Source organism: Paenibacillus sp. EZ-K15 (assembly GCF_002573715.1).
Lineage (GTDB): Bacteria > Bacillota > Bacilli > Paenibacillales > Paenibacillaceae > Paenibacillus_AQ.
On sequence record NZ_PDHM01000002.1, the window covers coordinates 14796 to 31816 of the forward strand.

A 17021-nucleotide genomic window follows, 5' to 3' on the forward strand; every position below is an offset into this window, starting at 1 on the left:
AGATGGGCGTTAAACACGGAAGAGATTACGGCGAAATTCTGGTAGAACTGACCGAGGCGGTCGGACGAATTACCGACAGCTATGTCTTCTTTGAAATGGAAGCTGAGGATTGGGGCAATCTGGGTGAAGCCGAGAGAAATGAGGTTCATGAAGCGCTGGCTGAGGATTTGTTCTATGCGCTAGGCACAGAGCCGGTGATTAACGTTGGCAGCGGCGTGGTCATGCATGATCAAACGAACCATCGAATACATATTTTGATTGGTGAAGAAGAGTTGGCCTTTGTGGCTCTTGTGTAATCACTCCAGTTATCAACAGATACAGGGCAGAATAGAATAGATGACAGAAAGACCATATTACGTGTAAGTCGGCTTTAAGATAGGTTTTTTTCGGGGAGGAAGATAAAAGATGCTTTATACGCAGCAAGAAGTAGAGGCTCATCTGGAAAAGCTTGAGGGTTGGGAATTTGAACAAGGGAGATGGATTGTACGGAAGTATACCTTCTCCTCCTTCATGAAGGGAATCGCTTTTGTTGATGAAGTGGCAGCTATTTCAGAAGCTTTCGGACATCACCCCTACATCACCATAGATTATAAAGTCGTTACACTTCGTCTCACCTCTTGGGACGACGGTGGCATTACGGCTGTGGATATTAAGGAAGCGCAGCAGTTTAACGAAGCCTATGAGAAGAGTCGTTCGAAGGATGGCAAGGCGGCACAGTAGGAGACGGTTAGTCCCCTCAGAGGTCCCGAATATGTAAAAACACGCTTGCGCCGGGAAGAACTCCAGGTGCAAGCGTGTTTTGCGTATAAGCTGATTTATTTTTTCTCAGCAAGGTACAGCGCGATGTTTGCGATTTCTTCAGGCTTAAGTTGATCTTTAAAGGAAGGCATTCCCTTACGACCTTTGGTTACAACGTTGAAGATCGCGTCCGCATCCATGTGCCCGCCTACTTGATTCAAAGCCGGCCCAGCGCCGCCTTGAAGTTGGTCGCCGTGACAGCTAATGCAGCTTGCTTTCAGTGTGGCTTCCGCTGCGGCAGCATCGAGAGTCACTTCCGGCATGGTCGGCTTCTCTTCCTGAGCTACCTGTTCCTTACCTGGGAGCGTAAACATCAGCGCGATAGCCAACGCACATGCGACGAAGAACAATCCGCTCATGATCCATTTTTGCATCGTCATATCGTCCCTTCTATGTATACTGCACTTTTGCACTTGTCTCCATTATAAACCAACATCCATAGACAGCATAGCCAGTTGTGACAAAAAAAGCAACTATACGGCGTAGCTTCATAAAAAGTACACAAAATTGTGCTTTTTCATATAGACAAAGATTACTATTCCTCATTTGCCGGGGGCTCATACACCATACAGTGGAAAAGGGCATTTCCCGTTGGCGTAAGCCGCTCATACGTATCGGTAATGTGAAAGCCTGCCCTTTGATAAGCGCGGATCGCGCGCTCATTCCAGGTCATTACCTCAAGGTCGATTTCGTCGGCAGGCCGCCTCCGCCTGGCTTCCCCAACAATCGCCCCCATAAACCGTTTACCCATTCCGCGCCCGCACCAATCAGGCCGCATGCCAAGTCCGATTCGTGTCACCTCGTGCATCGGAAACAGCTGGGCAAATCCCCACAGGGCCTCCCGTTCATCCAGAATCGAGATGTACTGCCTCTGGCGAATGTCCGGATCGCCAAACTCGACCTCAAGCCCTTTCATCTGCTCCCAGGGAAGAAAGCCATAGATATTATAGGGAGGAGGATAGGTCCAGGCGCATATTTCCTTCGCGTGCTCTTCACGCATGACTACGGTGTGAAATGAAATCGGTGTTGCATCCATTGGTGAAGTCCTCCTATCGTATATATGAATGATAACCCTTTTCCGAACATCCAAGTCGCATCAAAAAAGCCCGTCAAAGAGAGGTAAGGGCTCCTTTAACGGGCAAGCAGTATGTATAGGGATGATTAGCCTCTAAAGCTTAGGATGATTCACCAGCCGATTCTTCATACGTATCATCACTCATGATACGCTTTGCACCCACGTAGCGCTGATCGTAGTAGTCCTCTGCAAGGCGGTTGATAACCACGCCGCGGTTGGTCGAGGCATGGGCAAATTTGTCATCGCCGATATAAATGCCGACGTGGGAGATGCCCTGGCCCGATGTGTTGAAGAACACCAAATCGCCAGCGCGCAGATCCTTACGGGACACGCTTGTCCCCATGTCGAATTGAGAGCCGGATTGATGCGGGAGCTTCAAACCGAGTTTGGCATATACATACATGGTGAAGCCGGAACAGTCAAATCCGCTCGTGGTCGTACCGCCGTAGCTGTATCGTGTACCTAGCACCTTATCGATTTCCTGATCCAGCGCACTATCAGCAAACACGCTGCCAACGCCCAAAGTGAACAGCAGTGTTATACTAAGGGCTGCTGTTGATAATGTTTTCTTCAGCATGGAAAGCTCCTTTTCGCTGCCGCGAGGCATAGCAATCTATGTATTAAAGCACTTACATTAATGACAAAGTTGTTACTGCGTCCATTCTATCAGACAGCAAGCGGGATTGGCAATTATTTCTTGATGGATTTTGCTATTTTTCAATCGGATTAGCTGTCGAAGCGTCAAATAAAATCAATATTTTTCCAAAACGGTGTTTAATGAAGGGAGAGAAGGGTATATAAAGAATAAGAGGAGATTGGGGATGGAATAACCAAACGAAGTCATTTCAATATCTTCATTCATTTTTTTTTGAAAAGTGGAAACTTTTTCGTTGTCTTAAACGTTATAAAGGTATACACACAATCAACAAAAGAAAAAAGCCGCTGGATGAGATCGGCACAATCTCATAAACCCAGGGCTTCTTATAAGAGTAAATCAATAAAGTTCTAACATTAATTGTAGTTCACAGCTACAGATTTGTACGTATTCTGACTCATAATTCTTTTAGCGCCTACATATCGGTTGGCGTAATAGCTCTGGCTTAGCGGACTGATCATGACACCACGCGAAGATGAGGAATGAGCAAATTTGCCGCTCCCAACATAAATACCCACATGAGATATACCTCTACCGGATGTGTTGAAGAACACGAGATCGCCAGCTTTCAGGCTGCTCTTGGATACTGCCGTTCCTACTTTGTATTGAGCTGCAGACGTACGCGGCAGGCTAAGGCCAAGCTTCTTGTAAACATAGCTGGTGAATCCGGAGCAGTCAAAACCATTCGTTGTGGTTCCACCCGTTTTATAAGAGACACCAATGGCTGGTTTGATTGCTGTATTTAATTTGGAATCGGCGAAAGCGCTTCCGGTCCCTAACGTGAGTGCGAGTGCGAGGCCGAGAGAAACAGCCGTTAACTTCTTTTTCAAAACAAAAAGCTCCTTCCATTGCCTGCGAGGTTAGCTTAAGGGTTCGGTTGAAAGGTCCCTATGATCCCTCTCTTGCGAGATCAATTCACCCAAAACGGATCCCCCGCTTCCCATATCGTTATGGGAATTCGGCTCCTTAAAATGTTGATGAACCCATTCATTGACGTCTGACGTTCCAACATAGTTAACGAATTTACATCGTTCCAATAAAAAAGTTACAGTAAAGATGACAAAGTTGTTACTAACATATTCGTTATTTTAGCAGAGTATTAACAATTTGGCAAACGAGGAAAGATCATTTTTAAACAAAAAAACCTGTCCCCATCTTGGGGAAACAGGTTTTTTTGTAATTTGGCGCTCAGAAATTTGTAATATAGAGGATAAATGAATGCTTATTCTTTGTAAAATCAAGCTCGGGATAGAAACGTGTCACTTCGGATTACAGCTTATTCGCGAGCATGATTCACCATTTCAGGGTAACGAATTGTAACGATTAGGAATGCTGTGAGGAGGAATCTCTCCACAAATGATATTGGGTGGAAATTACCCAAATTTGGAATAGTCCATTCAGGAAATAAGAGGCCTGCTGAATAATTAAGCCGATCAACCCGGCCCAGAAGAGCGAAGCCGAGCTCAGGAGCAACAGAATGACACAGGCTGATCCGCCGATGGTGATGGACAACAGCACTGCCGTGCCCAAGCGGCGGAAGAGTGCCAGAATAGAGCTGATCATACCGAAACCCCCAGTGCGCCCGAATTGCATATAGAGCAATAACAGGCGGATCAGATAGGCGTACAAGAACCACCCAGCTGCATAGGGCAGTGCATGAAGCAGCAGAACAGGCTCTTGAATCCCATTCAGCAGAATCGGAAGGATTTTGGGCAGAATCCAGTAACCGGGCGAAAATGTGAGAATGAGCTCAATCAGATAGAATAGCGTTACGGGTTTCCACAGTTTCCGCATGCCAATGAAGAAGAATAAACCGCGCTCGCCCTTAGCTTCCTGGTGAAGGTTGTAGAAGATGCCGGCCCGAATGAGCGGGGTGAGGATCATCCGGATCAAGAGCAAACCGGCCAGAAGCCATCCGTAGATGTGGACCGTGCTGCTAAGGGATAGGCTCATCTCGCCCTCGTAGAAGAATAAAAGACGGCTGAGCTCGTTAGGGGCAGAATCCGGATATCGCATCAGAAGGGGAACGACTGCCGATTTTACAAGTCGGTACAGGCAGTATCCCCACAGCAAACGGTACAAGAAGAGCAGAATCGAGACGTATAGCTGGTCTTTAACACTGATCCACCCTTGGCCTGCGTAACTTTTCATGTGCTCCCCCCTCACCATGACAGGCTGCCGAACAGCGTCTCCACAAGCTTGGTAATACTGAGATTCCAGCGTGTAACCACCTTCGGATCCATTCCTGTCTTCATATAGTTATTGATGTGTTTATTCTCCAGGACGATGGAGTATTTCGGATCAACCATGGCCCAGGCGAGCGGAGTGCTGTACTCCAGGGTGTAAGTAACTTTGCCGTCTTTGCCGCTCCAGGTTCGCTCCACCGTTTTGCCGTCCTCAAAGGCGAACACGATTGGCACATCGGTTATATCCCCGTCCTTGCTCGTTATCTTGATGGTAGATTCATACCGAGGATGTTCCGCCGTGCCTTTATTTTTGGTTTTGATCACGTCGATGGCAACGTCCGCCATCTGGCTTCCATATACATATTGGTCAAAATACGGCTGCCAGGACGTTTTGCTTACTTGCTCTACAACTTTCTGGAAGTCGGACGTGGTCGGGTGCTTGAAGCGGTATTTCTGGGCGTACGTATGAAGAATCTTCTCCATCATCCGCGGACCGACCTGTCGTTCGATGCCTTGCAGCACCAGCTTGCCCCTCGTGTAAACATTCAGTGCGTAGTTTTCGTGCGAGCTGTATTTCCAGGATTCCATCTTCAGCGGTGCAGGGGAAGTGATGGATGCTCCCTGAGCCGCCGTATTGGAGGTAATCCCGTATTCTTTTTCCATCACTCGTTCTTCTGCATAGGTTGCAAAGGCCTCGTCCAGCCATGCTTCCTCAAATTCGTTACTTGCGATCATTCCGTAAAAATATTGATGGGCAATTTCATGAATGACGGTCCGCTCCAGCTCATATCCCGGCGAATCGTTTTTGGCCCCGAAGGCCGTGACCAGCGTCGGGTATTCCATGCCGCCTGCACCGTTGCCCGATTCCGGCGGAACGACAATGGACAACGTGGAATATGGATAGGTTCCGTACCATTTTCCAAACGAAGCAAGGGCCGACTTGGCAGCATCAAAGTAACGCTCCTTTAAGTCTTTATGGGCTGGATCGAGATACAGCTTGATGCGGACGCCCGGTACGCCTGGTGCGGAGAATGCTTCTTCTGCCGTGACAAAGTTCGGCGATGCCGACCAGGCAAAATCATGCACATCATCCGCATAGAACTGATAAATTTTTTCCCCGTTAATTTTTTGGGCAGGCTTGGTAGGGAATCCGGTCGCGGCTACAATGTAATTTTCGGGCACTCTGATGCGAACGCTGTAAATGCCGAAGTTAGAATAGAATTCGGAATTGCCATGGTATTGATGAAGATTCCAGCCTTCCTCTGTTCTTCCGCGAAGACCAGCCGGTTCATAGACCGAAATTTTAGGAAACCATTGCCCCGCCATAATAAAATTCTCGGTGGTACCCATGCGAGCAAATATTTTGGGGAGCTCGACCTCAAACTCCAAGTGAATGGTGACACTCTCCCCGCTCTTGATGGGTTTAGGCAATCGGAGCTTAACAAGGCTGTGATCCTTGATGTTACCGTCGTCGGGTTGGACAAATTGAAGGCGATGGGTCAGGGCCAGACCTTCGGTTGTTTTCACGCTGGTAATCGTCATGGAGCCGTATCCGTCGTCTGGCATGGGATCGGAACGAAGCCGGCCACCCGATTCCTTCATAAAAGTCGTATCATTGGAAGCAAATGCATTGGGATACAGATGAAAGTACAGCTCGTTTACGCTTTTTTTGCCTGGATGAGTCCAAGTGAGCGTCTGTTTGCCCTTAAGCTTGTTCTCCTCAGGCTCGTACCGAACATCCATATGATATTCCACTAGTCGGTCGCTTAAGGCCGGAGCGGGAATATTAGGCTGCACCTTAGGCGGTGAGAGAGGGGCCTTCTCCACAGCAGAGACGGAGGGCTTGCCCGCATTTGGGGCAAGAGCAGACGCTGAGGACCCTGGATTCAGAAATATCGGCATCGATCCTGCAAGCAAACCTATGGCAAGCAGGGATGATAGAAAGACTTTGGCACGTGGTGGGACCATATCGAACAACCTCCCGTTGACAAGCATCTAGTGCATGTATATGTTTGCTTTTGGGGGATTATTAGTTAAAATAAAATTATTGGGACAAAGGTTATCAATTTAGCAGCTGATACTTAAGAATCGGCTCTGATATAGGAGGTCGGCAGCAGTGGAGAATGAAGAGCAGAAGCAGGGTGCGAAGAAACCGATTGCTTTGAATATTATTAATAGTAAGAGTAAGCATAAAGGGTTTGGATCAGGCTCCATCGATCTGAACAGTCTGTCGCCCGTCATTATCGACAATGGCGAGGCCCGAGTGGATATTGGAGCCATGCATGCGAAGAGTAAGGTGGAGAAGGGTATCCGTTTCAGCATGAACCGGGATGAAGTGCCGAATGGACGCCAGGTATGGATCGTGTGGGTAGCTGTAGACCGTACCGCCGAAGGACAGCATTATGCAGGCATGACCGCCTGTGAAATGTGGATCGACCAGGAGGCCCGCCGCGGCTGGAAGATCCTCGCCGATCATGTGAATAAAATGGATGCGGCGATGAAGCGCAAGATCATTCTGGATGGACTTGGCGACGTCGAGAAGAATGCACTGCGTGAGCTGCTGATTTCACGTAACGAGGAATGGTGGGATGCATCACCAGAGGAATTCAAGGAAGCCCTTCGAACCGAGGCATGATACCATAAATAAAAGTGATTATTCTAGATGCTAAAGTGGAAAGACCGGTTGGATTCATGAACGAATCCAGCCGGTCTTTTTGTCATTGCGTATGGTTAGAATGGAAGGGTGTAGGTCCGTTTTTCTTTTTGACCGAGAAACGGATTATTGTATTGGAACGTCAGCTTGCCGCCGGCATATCCGATATACGTTAAACCGTCACCAATGAAGCCCACCTCGTTCGGCGGCATTTCCTCAATGACCTTGATGGTTTCCTCGTCCAGAAGTTCAGGATAGATAAGCTCAGCTGTCTTGCCTGTCGGATGAACGATATACAGGGTCGCCTTTGTGTAGGGTCGGACGAGCAGGAAGTCTTGTTCGATTGCTTCTACGATAAAACTATCCTTTACTCCCGTGAGCGCGGCCAGGTCATAAGATTTGACCGTTTTGCCTGTCGGGTGAACCAGCGCAAGCGTACTGCCGTTCATCATGGCAATATTGCCTTTGAAGCTGAGTTGGTCCGGTTTGTAGTTTATTCCGGCAAAATTGGAATGATTGGTTTTGGATAGCTTCAGGATTTTGTTGTCCTGAATGAGCACCCGGTATCTTCCCTCATGAATATGAGGTTCGCCGTAATAATTGGACAAGTCAACGACATAGGTATTGCTGTTGATACGGTGTGCGCTTAAGCTGACTTGATCGATCTCCTCAACGGGGATTTTGCCAACTTGGGCTGGCATGGATCCAGCTTTACCCATGGACAGCATCCCATTCTCGCGATTTACCCAGAATAGCATATTGGCTTTGAAAGCATAGGCGTATTTTGACCAAGCATCAAAGGTCGTTCTAAGTCCGGATTTGCTGTCATACTTCAGAGGGATGCCAAAGGCCCTGGTAATCAGACTGGCTGGAACATAAGTCACGCCTTTCTTCACAACCGGAGCGGCCTCGAGCTTCAGAGCGGTCCCTTTGGCATTGACTGCGCGCGACTGTCCGATGGTAATGCGAACAGACTGTGTCGGGCTGTTAATGTACAGCTCGTTTTTTCCCGGGGTCGTCAACTGCAGCTGCAGCTGTTCGGAAACTTCCTTTAGTGGAACGAACACGACGCCTTTATTCGTATAAGGTTTATGTTTCACATCCAGCGTGCTCCATGTTACCTTGCTCTGTGATGTGGAGGCTGCTGCCGCATGGGCAGGAATCGTTGTGAGCGATGAGGACGTAAGCAATAAAGACATGGCTATGGATGCGGTACCTGCTAATTTGATGATTTGCACGGATTTCATATCATTTCCTCCTTCTGGTTTTCACTCCCGCCTATATAAACGGCTAAATAATGGAAAATGTTTCACCCCAATCGCAAAATCATGTAAAAAATGATATACGCGTTGGCGAAGGATTAGAGCTGGCGCGCAAAAGGGCGAACTAAAAAACCGGAGCTGCCCTAATGGGGCGAAGCTCCGGTGATATCAATATCCTGATTTCAGCTCCTGATCCTTGCCAAGCAGAATGGTGAGACCTAACAAGGTAACGATAATGGTTGCGCCCATGTCCGAAATGATGGCGATCCACAGGGTCAACCATCCCGGGATCGTAAGCAGTAAAGCAACGGCCTTCAGCGACAAGGAAAGCCCGATATTCCACTTAATAATCTGATTGACCCGTCTTGCGGTTTGGATGGCCCCCGGCAGCTTGCCAAGGTGATCCTGCATTAATACGACGTCGGCCGTTTCGATGGCACTGTCAGTTCCTTTCCCCATCGCGATACCCAGATCGGCAGCGGCCAATGCAGGGGCATCGTTAATGCCATCACCTACCATGCCGGTTTTTTTGCGGGAAGAAAGCTCCTTGATCTTGGCAACCTTCTGTTCCGGCAGGAGGCTTGCGAATACCCGAGATACACCGGATTGCTTCGCGATCGCCTGTGCGGACTGCTCGTGGTCGCCTGTCAGCATGACCGTATCCGTGATACCGGCCTCATGGAGCTTACGGACAACGGCTTCGGTCTCCGGTCTGATCTCGTCGGCAAGGCCGAACTGGCCTAATACGCGATCCTCGCTCACGGCGGCAACGATCGTATAGCCTTGGGCCTTCATACGCCGAATGTCTTCCTCTACGGCGCTAATATGATCTTGCGGGCCGTTCACATGCTTCAACACTTCCTCGCTTCCGACCCAGAACAGTTTCCCACCAATTTCAGCTCGAATGCCTTCACCTGGCAGTACCGTTATCTGTTGAGGTTCATTAAACATGCACTGCGGATTCTTGATCTCCAGATGCTTCATGACCGCTTTAGCCAACGGATGAAGAGAGGATTGCTCCAGTGCGCCTACAACGGCATAAAATTTGGTTTCATCATATACCGTCTCCGCATAGACGGCAGGCTCGCCTTTGGTCAAGGTTCCTGTCTTGTCAAAAGCGATGGCTTCCAGTCGGCCAAGCTGCTCCAGATGGACCCCGCCTTTGATCAGAATCCCGTTGCGTGCCGCGCGGGTCATCCCGCTGACCAGTGCAATCGGAGAAGAAAGCACAAGCGAGCAAGGGCACCCGACAATGAGGATGGACAGCCCTTGATAGATCCAGGTCATCCAGGGCTGATTCAGCAGCAGTGGAGGAATTAGCGTAACCGCCAGCGCGATGATCATAATCGCCGGAGTATAGTATTTAGCAAACTTATCGATGAAGAGCTCTGTTGGCGTCTTGCTGTCCTGTGCTTCCTGTACAAGATGCATGATCTTGGCAAGGGAGGAATCCTCATAGGCCTTCGATATGACGATATAGAGAACGCCATCGGTACTTACACTGCCGCCAAATACAGCATCGCCCTCCCGTTTCGTAACAGGTACCGATTCCCCGGTAATGGCGGCTTCGTTCACCGCCCCGGTTCCTTGGGTTATGGCCCCATCCGAAGGAATCTTCTCCCCGGGTCTTACCCGGACAACGTCTCCGGGAGAGAGGCTCTCGATCGGTACGCGCTGGGTTTGACCATCTTTCCATAGATCAGCTTCTTTCGGTGCTGCAGCCAGCAGGGCTTCCATCGATTGTCGGGCCCGATTCATGCCGTAGCCTTCCAGCAGCTCGTTAAGACCAAATAGAATGGCAACCAGCGTGGCTTCCCGCCACTCCCCGATGATGACGGCGCCCACGAGCGCAACGGTCATCAGAGTATCCATATTGAATTTGAAGCGGGTCAGATTGCGCAGTCCGCGCAAAAATGTCGTATATCCGCTCAAAATCATAGCCCCTGCATATAATGCGATCACAATCGGTTCAGGGACTTTTCCTTCTAATAGAAAGGTTAAGAGATAGAAAACAGCGGAGATCGACAGCAGCCATTTCATGTTCCCTTCGCCGCCATGACTGTGTTCATGAGCATGACCATGGCTATGTTCGTGATCATGACCTTGTGCCGATCCGTGAGAATGCGATGAATGGGCAGGCTGTGCTTCAGCGCCGGCGGCCGATAAGGCTGTCTGCGGAGCATGAACGATGCGCGCACCGTCACTTTTCAGAATGGTCTCTACCCGGCTTAGATTCACATGGGGAGAGAGGGTCAGCTTCCCGCTGTTGTAACTCAGTCGGGCATTGTTCCCATGATCCAGCTTCTGGATCTCTTCCTGCATTTCGCGTGTACAGTTAGGGCATGAGAGGCCCTGTACCCGGTATTCAATAAGTTCTCCGCTTACCTCCGGAGATGATTTGGAACGTTGATGGTTGTCTGTGCTCATCTACATCTTCTCCTTCTGGTGCTCCAGCGTCATGTGAAGCAGTGTCCGGATATGGTCATCTTTGAGCGAGTAGTATACATTCTTTCCGGCTTTCCGCGATTTGGCGATATCTTTGTTCTTCAGCGTACGCAGATGATGGGAGGCTGTTGCCGTTGAACTTCCGAGTACTTCGGCTACATCACAAACACATAGCTCGCCGCCACGGTCCAGCATATAGGCTACCTTGACCCGCGTCGGATCGGCCAAAGCCTTGAAGATTTCTGCCATGCCGATCATATCATCATCGGAGATCGTTTCTTTTAACAAAGCAACCCTTTCGGTTGAAGGACATTCCGTTTCACACAGCTCAAGGGAGACTTCTTCGTTCATCGTCCGGGCATTCATAGGAACAACCTCCTTGGATTAGGAGCAATAAGTGCTCTTTATTCTTTATATTCAAACGTTGATTTGATTGTTAGTCATAATATACCCGATTTACACAGAATATTCAAACGGATATTTGATTGTTCACAAGCATTTCACAGTCCAAGAATGAATCGACAAGTCTTATAGTATTAACCAATACCAACGGTTAGGTGCAGCGTCGCTCCTCAGAAAATCCTTCCATTTCATATCACGCCAACTTATACTATTAGCAAAAAGATGTAAATTCGCATAGGAAGCATACCTGGGTCCAGGACACCTCATGCGCTGCATAACATCTTTGCACGGGCCAAACGTTTCGATTCGTATGTGTACATTATCTAATACCTATCCTTCGATTTGCGGATGTGTATGAATAGGGGAGGCCAGAGTATGACTTGTCCAATATGTCGATATGAAACGGGAGATGGGAAGTATTGCAAGAAATGCGGGGCAAGACTGATTATCGAGGATTCACCCGTATTTGCCTCCATGAAAGAGCAAGCAGCAACGTCGGAGGTCTATAGTGTGAATAGACGAAGTGCCAGCAGTAAAGGGGAGATACCTCATGCACGCCAGATCGAATCGGCTCTGCCGGTGTATACCCCGCCGGATATTCCGTTCCGAGCGGCAGGCCGGCAGCATGCCGAAGAAGAAGAGGAGCCTAATCCTTATTGGACCAGCTTAAAATTGTACGGGCAGCTCTACGGGGATTATTTTCTGAAGGGACTCAGACATCCCTTTGGCGCAGCTGCCGGAACGGAGAGCGGTCAGTTCTTCAATGCGATCGTGTCCATGATGCTCTATGTTGTTCTTTTTCCACTCGCGCTGTATGCAGCGCTTCATCATGAACTGCAAGGGCTGCCTGAGGGGGCATTTGCAGATCTGGTCCTAAAGCCTATCATATGGACTGCGATTTTCTTATTCTTGCTGAACGTCTTTACCTTCGCTGCGGTCAAGCTGTCCTTCAACCCGACTGCCAAGCTAAAAGAAGTGATGGCAAGATTCGGCGCTTTGCTGCCCATATTCCTCGTATTGTATGTGGTTAGTTTTCTGTTCCTGTTCCTGAATGGTGATATATCGAAGGTTATCATCCTTCTGTCGTTCATCAGCACCGTGATGACCGTGCCTTTATTCGTCATGACCAGCTACAAGAGAAGAATGGTTGGCGGCCTGGATCCGCTGTATGCGATCCTGCTGGTCTACGTTGCACTAATGCTCGTAATCGTGATTCTGGGCAGTTCCATGATCGAATATATAACCGTTTTATAATGAAGTCACCTACATAACTTATCGTGAAAAAGAGAAAAACAGCTAGCCCTCTTGCGGGAAAGTCCCGTAATAGGAGCTTGCTGTTTTTTTGATGTGACGGTTCGATCCGAGTTACTCAACCCACCATCGTTTGAAATCCTTCCACCAGGAACGTTCTTCCTGTTTCTCGGCCGCATCTGCAGGGTCCGCCTTCTTCGCAGGCTCTCCGTTTCCGTGTTCATCACAATATTCGGTAGGCTCCGTACCCTTAACGAAGACCTCCAGAATTTTGCCAGGACAGTCGGTGCCTGCGAGCTTCCCGGTCTTGGGATCCACATAAGCGCTGATGACTTCATCCGGGATCGGAAAAATCTTCGGCGGTACATTCTCCAGCGCTTTCTCCGTATACTGCGCGAAAATCGGCGCTGCCCGCCGCCCGTCGACTTTGCTGATTTCCCGCCCTTTATCATATCCAACCCAAACCGCCGTCGACAGCTCCGGTGTATAGCCCACGAGCCAAGCGTCGGAGTCGGTGGTGCCTGTCTTCCCGGCAACCGGTCGTTTCATTAGGGTAGAGACGCGGTTGCCCGTGCCACCTGTCTCGAATACCCCCTCCATCATGCGTGTCATCACGTAAGCCGCAGCAGGTTCAACCACTTGTTCACCCGACTCTTCCGGCGCTGTATACAAGCTGCGGCCGGCGGCATCGGTGATGTTCAGCACGGCGACAGGCGAGACCCGTTTGCCGTTGTTAGCCATAACCGCGTAAGCGGAGGCCATCTCCAGCGGGCTGACGGGTGAGGTTCCCAGGGCCAGCGAGGGTACAGGCGCAAGCGGACTTGTGATGCCCATCTTTTTCGCCATGTCGGCTACTTTTTCCGGGCCGATCTTCATGATGGTATTCACGGCATAAATATTATCCGAAGCGGCGATGGCTTCCCGCATGGGAATTTCTCCTAAATATTTATCGCCGAAGTTGCTGGGCTGATACGTTTTGCGGTTGTTATCGTAATGAAACAGAGTGGGCTGGCTGTTGAACACGCTGGTGCTCGTCATTTCCTTGGATGCAATGGCTGTTAAGTACATAATCGGCTTAAATGACGACCCGGGCTGCCTTGTTTTGGCCAACGCGTGGTTGTACTGATTCTCCCGGTAGTTCTTACCGCCAACCATGGCTTTGATGTGCCCGTTACGCGGGTCGACGGACACGAGAGCCGTTTCCAGCTCGCTCTTGTTGTCCATACCTTCGGATACAGCCTCTTCGGCTGCCTTTTGGGCCCGCGGATCCAGGGTCGTATAGATGTTGAGGCCGCCCTGCTCGAGCTGCTGATCCGTAATGTTCAGCTGTTTGGTGACGAGGCTCCGGACATAGTCCCGGAAATAGGAGGCAATCACTTTATTCTCCTGACGATCCTGAGGGAGCAGGGCGAGCTTGGCCGAGGCGGCTTTATCGGCCTCGGTCTCGGTAATGAATCCGGTCTCCGCCATGGCATTCAGGACAATCTGCTGTCTTTTGAGCGCGTTGTCCATATGATTGTAGGGCGAGTAATACGTCGGACCCTTTGGAATGCCGGCCAGCATCGCGCTTTCGGCCAAAGTCAGTTTTTTTGCCGACTTGCCGAAGTAGAGCAGGGACGCCGATTCGATACCGTAAGCTCCGTGGCCGTAATAAATTTCGTTGAGGTACATTTCAAGGATTTGATCTTTCGTATATTTCATCTCAAGCTGGGCGGTGAATTTGGCCTCCTTGAGTTTGCGTGTCCATGTTTTTTCATGAGATAGGTATAAGTTTCGTGCAAGCTGCTGGGTTAATGTGCTGGCGCCCTGTTTGCGATCCATATGCTGCAGGTTGACCAATATGGCTCGGGCCATGCCCTTCATATCAAACCCCGGATGATCATAGAATTTCCGGTCCTCCACCGCCAAGGTAGCCTGGATCAGATGAGGAGATATATCGTTCAAGCTCACTTGCTCGGATGTATGCCCCGTGGTCGAGAAGGTGGCGATTAAATCTCCTTGGCTGTCAAGCAGACGGGAGTAGCGGGATGTTTCCGCGACGGGCAGTGGCGTTATAAATAAATAGGCGAGCAGAATGCCGCCGGCGATGATAGAAATGCCAAGGAGTACAAACAGAAATGTAGCAAGCCGGACGAAACGACGTTTGCGCTTGGGTGATTTTTTTTGTCCCGGCATCAGTGGTTCTCCTTCCAGTCCTTTTTGTAGAGTCGAGGCTTTTACGCTGCCAACAATGGAGATATACTCAAATTCTCCTTGGTTGCCTTCTTTTTCTATATAGTATGGGGCTGCTGAGGGAAGGATATTCATCGAAAGCGATGATGTTTTTGCTTCCATTCATCTGTGCCGGAAGTTTTGGTTGCAATTTGGGCTTGATTTAATATAATCTAATTTGTTTGGTACAATAGGAAAAGTGTGAAACTGTAAGCTAAAGGCATCTGCCCCGAATAAAGTTTTGCGGCTTGGATCTGGACGGCTGAACATTATTCTAGCGGAAAGAAGGTAGTGACGACGATGGAATTATGGTACACAGAGAAGCAAACCCCGACTTTTGGCATCACGGCTAAAATCCGGGAGACTTTTGTACATGAGAAGACGGAGTTTCAACAACTGGATATGATCGATACTGAGGAATTCGGGCGCATGCTCGTTCTGGACGGTATGGTTATGACTACAATTAAGGATGAATTCGTCTATCATGAGATGGTCGCTCACCCCGCGCTGAACACGCATCCAAATCCGAAGAAGGTTCTTGTTGTCGGCGGAGGAGACGGTGGCGTCATTCGCGAAGTGATCAAGCATCCGGGCGTAGAGAAAGCAGTACTCGTTGAAATTGATGGAAAAGTTATTGAATATTCGAAGCAGTATTTGCCTGAGATCGCCGGCAAGCTGGATGATCCGAAGGTCGAAGTACTGGTTAACGATGGATATATGCACATCATTGAGAATAAGAACGAATACGACGTCATTATGGTAGACTCCACCGAGCCTGTGGGCCCGGCCGCTCCATTGTTTGAGCGCGGATTCTACCAAGGGATCTACGAAGCGCTGAAGGAAGATGGTATTTTCGTGGCGCAAACGGACAACCCGTGGTTTAAAGCGGACCTGATTCAGCAGGTCAACAAAGACGTGAAGGAAATCTTCCCGATCGTCCGTGTGTATGGAGCGAACATTCCAACCTACCCAAGTGGTCTGTGGACCTTCACCATGGGCAGCAAAACGTATGATCCGCTTGAAGTGGACGAGTCCACGATTGATGAGATGGATACGAAGTACTATTCGCCCCGCCTGCACAAAGCCGCATTCGTGCTGCCTAAATTTGTTGAAGACCTGGTGAAATAAGGAGGAGCGATAAACTGATGAAACTGGATCAAGGTTACTCCGGCAACGTGTTTATTTTGAGTTCTGAGGATTATGAGGGGTCCAAGGCTGTCATTTACGGTATGCCGATGGATTTCACGGTTAGCTACCGTCCGGGTTCCCGTTTTGGCCCAGCTCGTATTCGCCAGGCTTCCGTAGGCTTGGAGGAGTACAGCCCGTACTTAGATAAAAGCATTGAAGACATGACGTATTTCGATGCAGGCGACCTCATGCTGCCTTTCGGCAATGCGGGCCGCAGTCTCGAAGTGATTGGCGATTATGTAGGCAAACTGCTGGATGACGGGAAATTCCCGATCGGACTTGGCGGCGAGCACCTCGTATCCTGGCCGATCATTCAGAAGGTGTATGAGAAGTATCCGGATCTTATTCTGATCCATATCGATGCCCATGCTGACCTGCGCGAGCATTATGAGGGAGAGCCGTTGTCCCACTCCACACCGGTCCGCAAGGCGGCGGGCATTATGGGCGGCAAGAATATTTATCAATTCGGTATCCGTTCCGGCTCCCGCGAGGAGTTCCAATATGGACGGGAGAACATTAACTTTTATCCGTTCGAAGTCGCGGCCCCTCTTAAGGAAGCCTTGCCTTCCATGGGCAACCGTCCGGTCTACGTGACCATCGACATCGATGTGCTTGACCCATCTGCCGCACCGGGCACCGGTACTGCAGAAGCAGGCGGCATCACATCGAAGGAGCTGCTGGAAGCCGTGCACCTCATTGCTGGCTCCGACGTGAACGTGGTCGGCTGCGATCTCGTGGAAGTGGCGCCGATCTATGATCCTTCGGAGCAGACCCAGATCGTAGCTGCGAAGTTGATTCGTGAGATGTTGTTGGGATTCGTTAAGTAGTCCACCCACCCAAACCCTCCCTGCCAGGGAGGGCCCCAAGGGCGCTGCCCTCTGGACACCCGGAACTT

Annotated in this window: 16 protein-coding genes and 1 riboswitch; of the genes, 6 read left to right on the top strand and 10 right to left on the bottom strand. The window is 49.7% G+C overall.

Annotation, left to right across the window (positions count from 1 at the left end; genetic code table 11):
- Positions 1 to 2 precede the first annotated feature (2 nt).
- Both CRG97_RS00395 and CRG97_RS00400 read left to right on the top strand, forming a co-directional pair.
- On the top strand, positions 3 to 296 hold the full coding sequence (locus tag CRG97_RS00395) for a hypothetical protein (RefSeq protein WP_098741258.1): 294 nt from the start codon (positions 3 to 5) through the stop codon (positions 294 to 296).
- Positions 297 to 405: 109 nt separating this feature from the next.
- Positions 406 to 720 (top strand): 4a-hydroxytetrahydrobiopterin dehydratase, encoded by a 315-nt coding sequence (locus tag CRG97_RS00400; RefSeq protein WP_098741259.1) that lies wholly within the window; start codon positions 406 to 408, stop codon positions 718 to 720.
- A 95-nt stretch (positions 721 to 815) separates the two neighbouring features.
- Here the strand turns inward: CRG97_RS00400 and CRG97_RS00405 are convergent, their stop codons facing one another.
- From CRG97_RS00405 to CRG97_RS00430, 6 genes are all read right to left on the bottom strand, one after another.
- Entirely contained in the window at positions 816 to 1172 is a 357-nt protein-coding gene (locus tag CRG97_RS00405; RefSeq protein WP_006207476.1) for a c-type cytochrome, read from the bottom strand.
- 161 nt (positions 1173 to 1333) lie between these two features.
- Positions 1334 to 1834 carry a GNAT family N-acetyltransferase gene (locus tag CRG97_RS00410; RefSeq protein WP_098741260.1) on the bottom strand — a complete coding sequence of 167 codons (501 nt, stop codon included), beginning with the start codon at positions 1832 to 1834 and terminating at the stop codon, positions 1334 to 1336.
- A gap of 139 nt (positions 1835 to 1973) precedes the next feature.
- The gene (locus tag CRG97_RS00415) at positions 1974 to 2447 is read right to left on the bottom strand and encodes a C40 family peptidase (RefSeq protein ID WP_098741284.1); all 474 of its coding nucleotides are present in this window, start codon (positions 2445 to 2447) and stop codon (positions 1974 to 1976) included.
- 437 nt (positions 2448 to 2884) lie between these two features.
- Complete coding sequence (locus CRG97_RS00420) at positions 2885 to 3358, bottom strand: C40 family peptidase (RefSeq protein WP_098741261.1); 474 nt, start codon at positions 3356 to 3358, stop codon at positions 2885 to 2887.
- 4 nt (positions 3359 to 3362) lie between these two features.
- Positions 3363 to 3502, bottom strand: a riboswitch (cyclic di-AMP (ydaO/yuaA leader).
- A 349-nt stretch (positions 3503 to 3851) separates the two neighbouring features.
- A complete protein-coding gene (locus tag CRG97_RS00425) occupies positions 3852 to 4679 on the bottom strand; it encodes a hypothetical protein (protein WP_098741262.1) in 828 nt (275 codons plus the stop codon).
- Positions 4680 to 4690: 11 nt separating this feature from the next.
- Positions 4691 to 6682 (bottom strand): M1 family metallopeptidase, encoded by a 1992-nt coding sequence (locus CRG97_RS00430; RefSeq protein ID WP_098741263.1) that lies wholly within the window; start codon positions 6680 to 6682, stop codon positions 4691 to 4693.
- A gap of 148 nt (positions 6683 to 6830) precedes the next feature.
- On the opposite strand from CRG97_RS00430, the gene CRG97_RS00435 reads away from it, so the two are divergent.
- Positions 6831 to 7349 carry a YwhD family protein gene (locus CRG97_RS00435; RefSeq protein WP_098741264.1) on the top strand — a complete coding sequence of 173 codons (519 nt, stop codon included), beginning with the start codon at positions 6831 to 6833 and terminating at the stop codon, positions 7347 to 7349.
- A 95-nt stretch (positions 7350 to 7444) separates the two neighbouring features.
- Here CRG97_RS00435 and CRG97_RS00440 read toward each other — a convergent pair whose 3' ends face one another.
- The 3 genes from CRG97_RS00440 to CRG97_RS00450 all read right to left on the bottom strand — a co-directional run bounded on the left by CRG97_RS00440 (position 7445) and on the right by CRG97_RS00450 (position 11440).
- Entirely contained in the window at positions 7445 to 8614 is a 1170-nt protein-coding gene (locus tag CRG97_RS00440; RefSeq protein ID WP_098741265.1) for a copper amine oxidase N-terminal domain-containing protein, read from the bottom strand.
- A gap of 183 nt (positions 8615 to 8797) precedes the next feature.
- Positions 8798 to 11056, bottom strand: coding sequence for a heavy metal translocating P-type ATPase (locus tag CRG97_RS00445; protein WP_098741266.1), 2259 nt, complete (start codon positions 11054 to 11056; stop codon positions 8798 to 8800).
- The gene (locus CRG97_RS00450) at positions 11057 to 11440 is read right to left on the bottom strand and encodes an ArsR/SmtB family transcription factor (protein WP_076326378.1); all 384 of its coding nucleotides are present in this window, start codon (positions 11438 to 11440) and stop codon (positions 11057 to 11059) included. It lies immediately after the preceding gene.
- Positions 11441 to 11851: 411 nt separating this feature from the next.
- Between CRG97_RS00450 and CRG97_RS00455 the strand changes: the two genes are divergently transcribed.
- Entirely contained in the window at positions 11852 to 12730 is an 879-nt protein-coding gene (locus CRG97_RS00455) for a hypothetical protein (protein ID WP_098741267.1), read from the top strand.
- Positions 12731 to 12841: 111 nt separating this feature from the next.
- Here the strand turns inward: CRG97_RS00455 and CRG97_RS00460 are convergent, their stop codons facing one another.
- Positions 12842 to 14902, bottom strand: a complete 2061-nt coding sequence (locus tag CRG97_RS00460) for a transglycosylase domain-containing protein (RefSeq protein WP_098741268.1) — start codon at positions 14900 to 14902, stop codon at positions 12842 to 12844.
- Between the two features lie 336 nt (positions 14903 to 15238).
- Between CRG97_RS00460 and speE the strand changes: the two genes are divergently transcribed.
- Both speE and speB read left to right on the top strand, forming a co-directional pair.
- Positions 15239 to 16066: a polyamine aminopropyltransferase gene (gene speE, locus CRG97_RS00465; protein ID WP_076326380.1), complete on the top strand. Its 828-nt coding sequence runs from the start codon at positions 15239 to 15241 to the stop codon at positions 16064 to 16066.
- 17 nt (positions 16067 to 16083) lie between these two features.
- Positions 16084 to 16953, top strand: a complete 870-nt coding sequence (gene speB / locus CRG97_RS00470; RefSeq protein ID WP_076326381.1) for an agmatinase — start codon at positions 16084 to 16086, stop codon at positions 16951 to 16953.
- Positions 16954 to 17021 lie beyond the last annotated feature (68 nt).

Bases quoted from the DNA above. Each gene is read 5' to 3' on its own strand.
- CRG97_RS00395 (WP_098741258.1), top strand. From the start codon at position 3: ATGGGCGTTAAACACGGAAGAGATTACGGCGAAATTCTGGTAGAACTG.
- CRG97_RS00400 (WP_098741259.1), top strand. From the start codon at position 406: ATGCTTTATACGCAGCAAGAAGTAGAGGCTCATCTGGAAAAGCTTGAG.
- CRG97_RS00405 (WP_006207476.1), bottom strand. From the start codon at position 1,172: ATGCAAAAATGGATCATGAGCGGATTGTTCTTCGTCGCATGTGCGTTG.
- CRG97_RS00410 (WP_098741260.1), bottom strand. From the start codon at position 1,834: ATGGATGCAACACCGATTTCATTTCACACCGTAGTCATGCGTGAAGAG.
- CRG97_RS00425 (WP_098741262.1), bottom strand. From the start codon at position 4,679: ATGAAAAGTTACGCAGGCCAAGGGTGGATCAGTGTTAAAGACCAGCTA.
- CRG97_RS00430 (WP_098741263.1), bottom strand. From the start codon at position 6,682: ATGGTCCCACCACGTGCCAAAGTCTTTCTATCATCCCTGCTTGCCATA.
- CRG97_RS00440 (WP_098741265.1), bottom strand. From the start codon at position 8,614: ATGAAATCCGTGCAAATCATCAAATTAGCAGGTACCGCATCCATAGCC.
- CRG97_RS00445 (WP_098741266.1), bottom strand. From the start codon at position 11,056: ATGAGCACAGACAACCATCAACGTTCCAAATCATCTCCGGAGGTAAGC.
- CRG97_RS00450 (WP_076326378.1), bottom strand. From the start codon at position 11,440: ATGAATGCCCGGACGATGAACGAAGAAGTCTCCCTTGAGCTGTGTGAA.
- CRG97_RS00455 (WP_098741267.1), top strand. From the start codon at position 11,852: ATGACTTGTCCAATATGTCGATATGAAACGGGAGATGGGAAGTATTGC.
- CRG97_RS00460 (WP_098741268.1), bottom strand. From the start codon at position 14,902: ATGCCGGGACAAAAAAAATCACCCAAGCGCAAACGTCGTTTCGTCCGG.
- speE (WP_076326380.1), top strand. From the start codon at position 15,239: ATGGAATTATGGTACACAGAGAAGCAAACCCCGACTTTTGGCATCACG.
- speB (WP_076326381.1), top strand. From the start codon at position 16,084: ATGAAACTGGATCAAGGTTACTCCGGCAACGTGTTTATTTTGAGTTCT.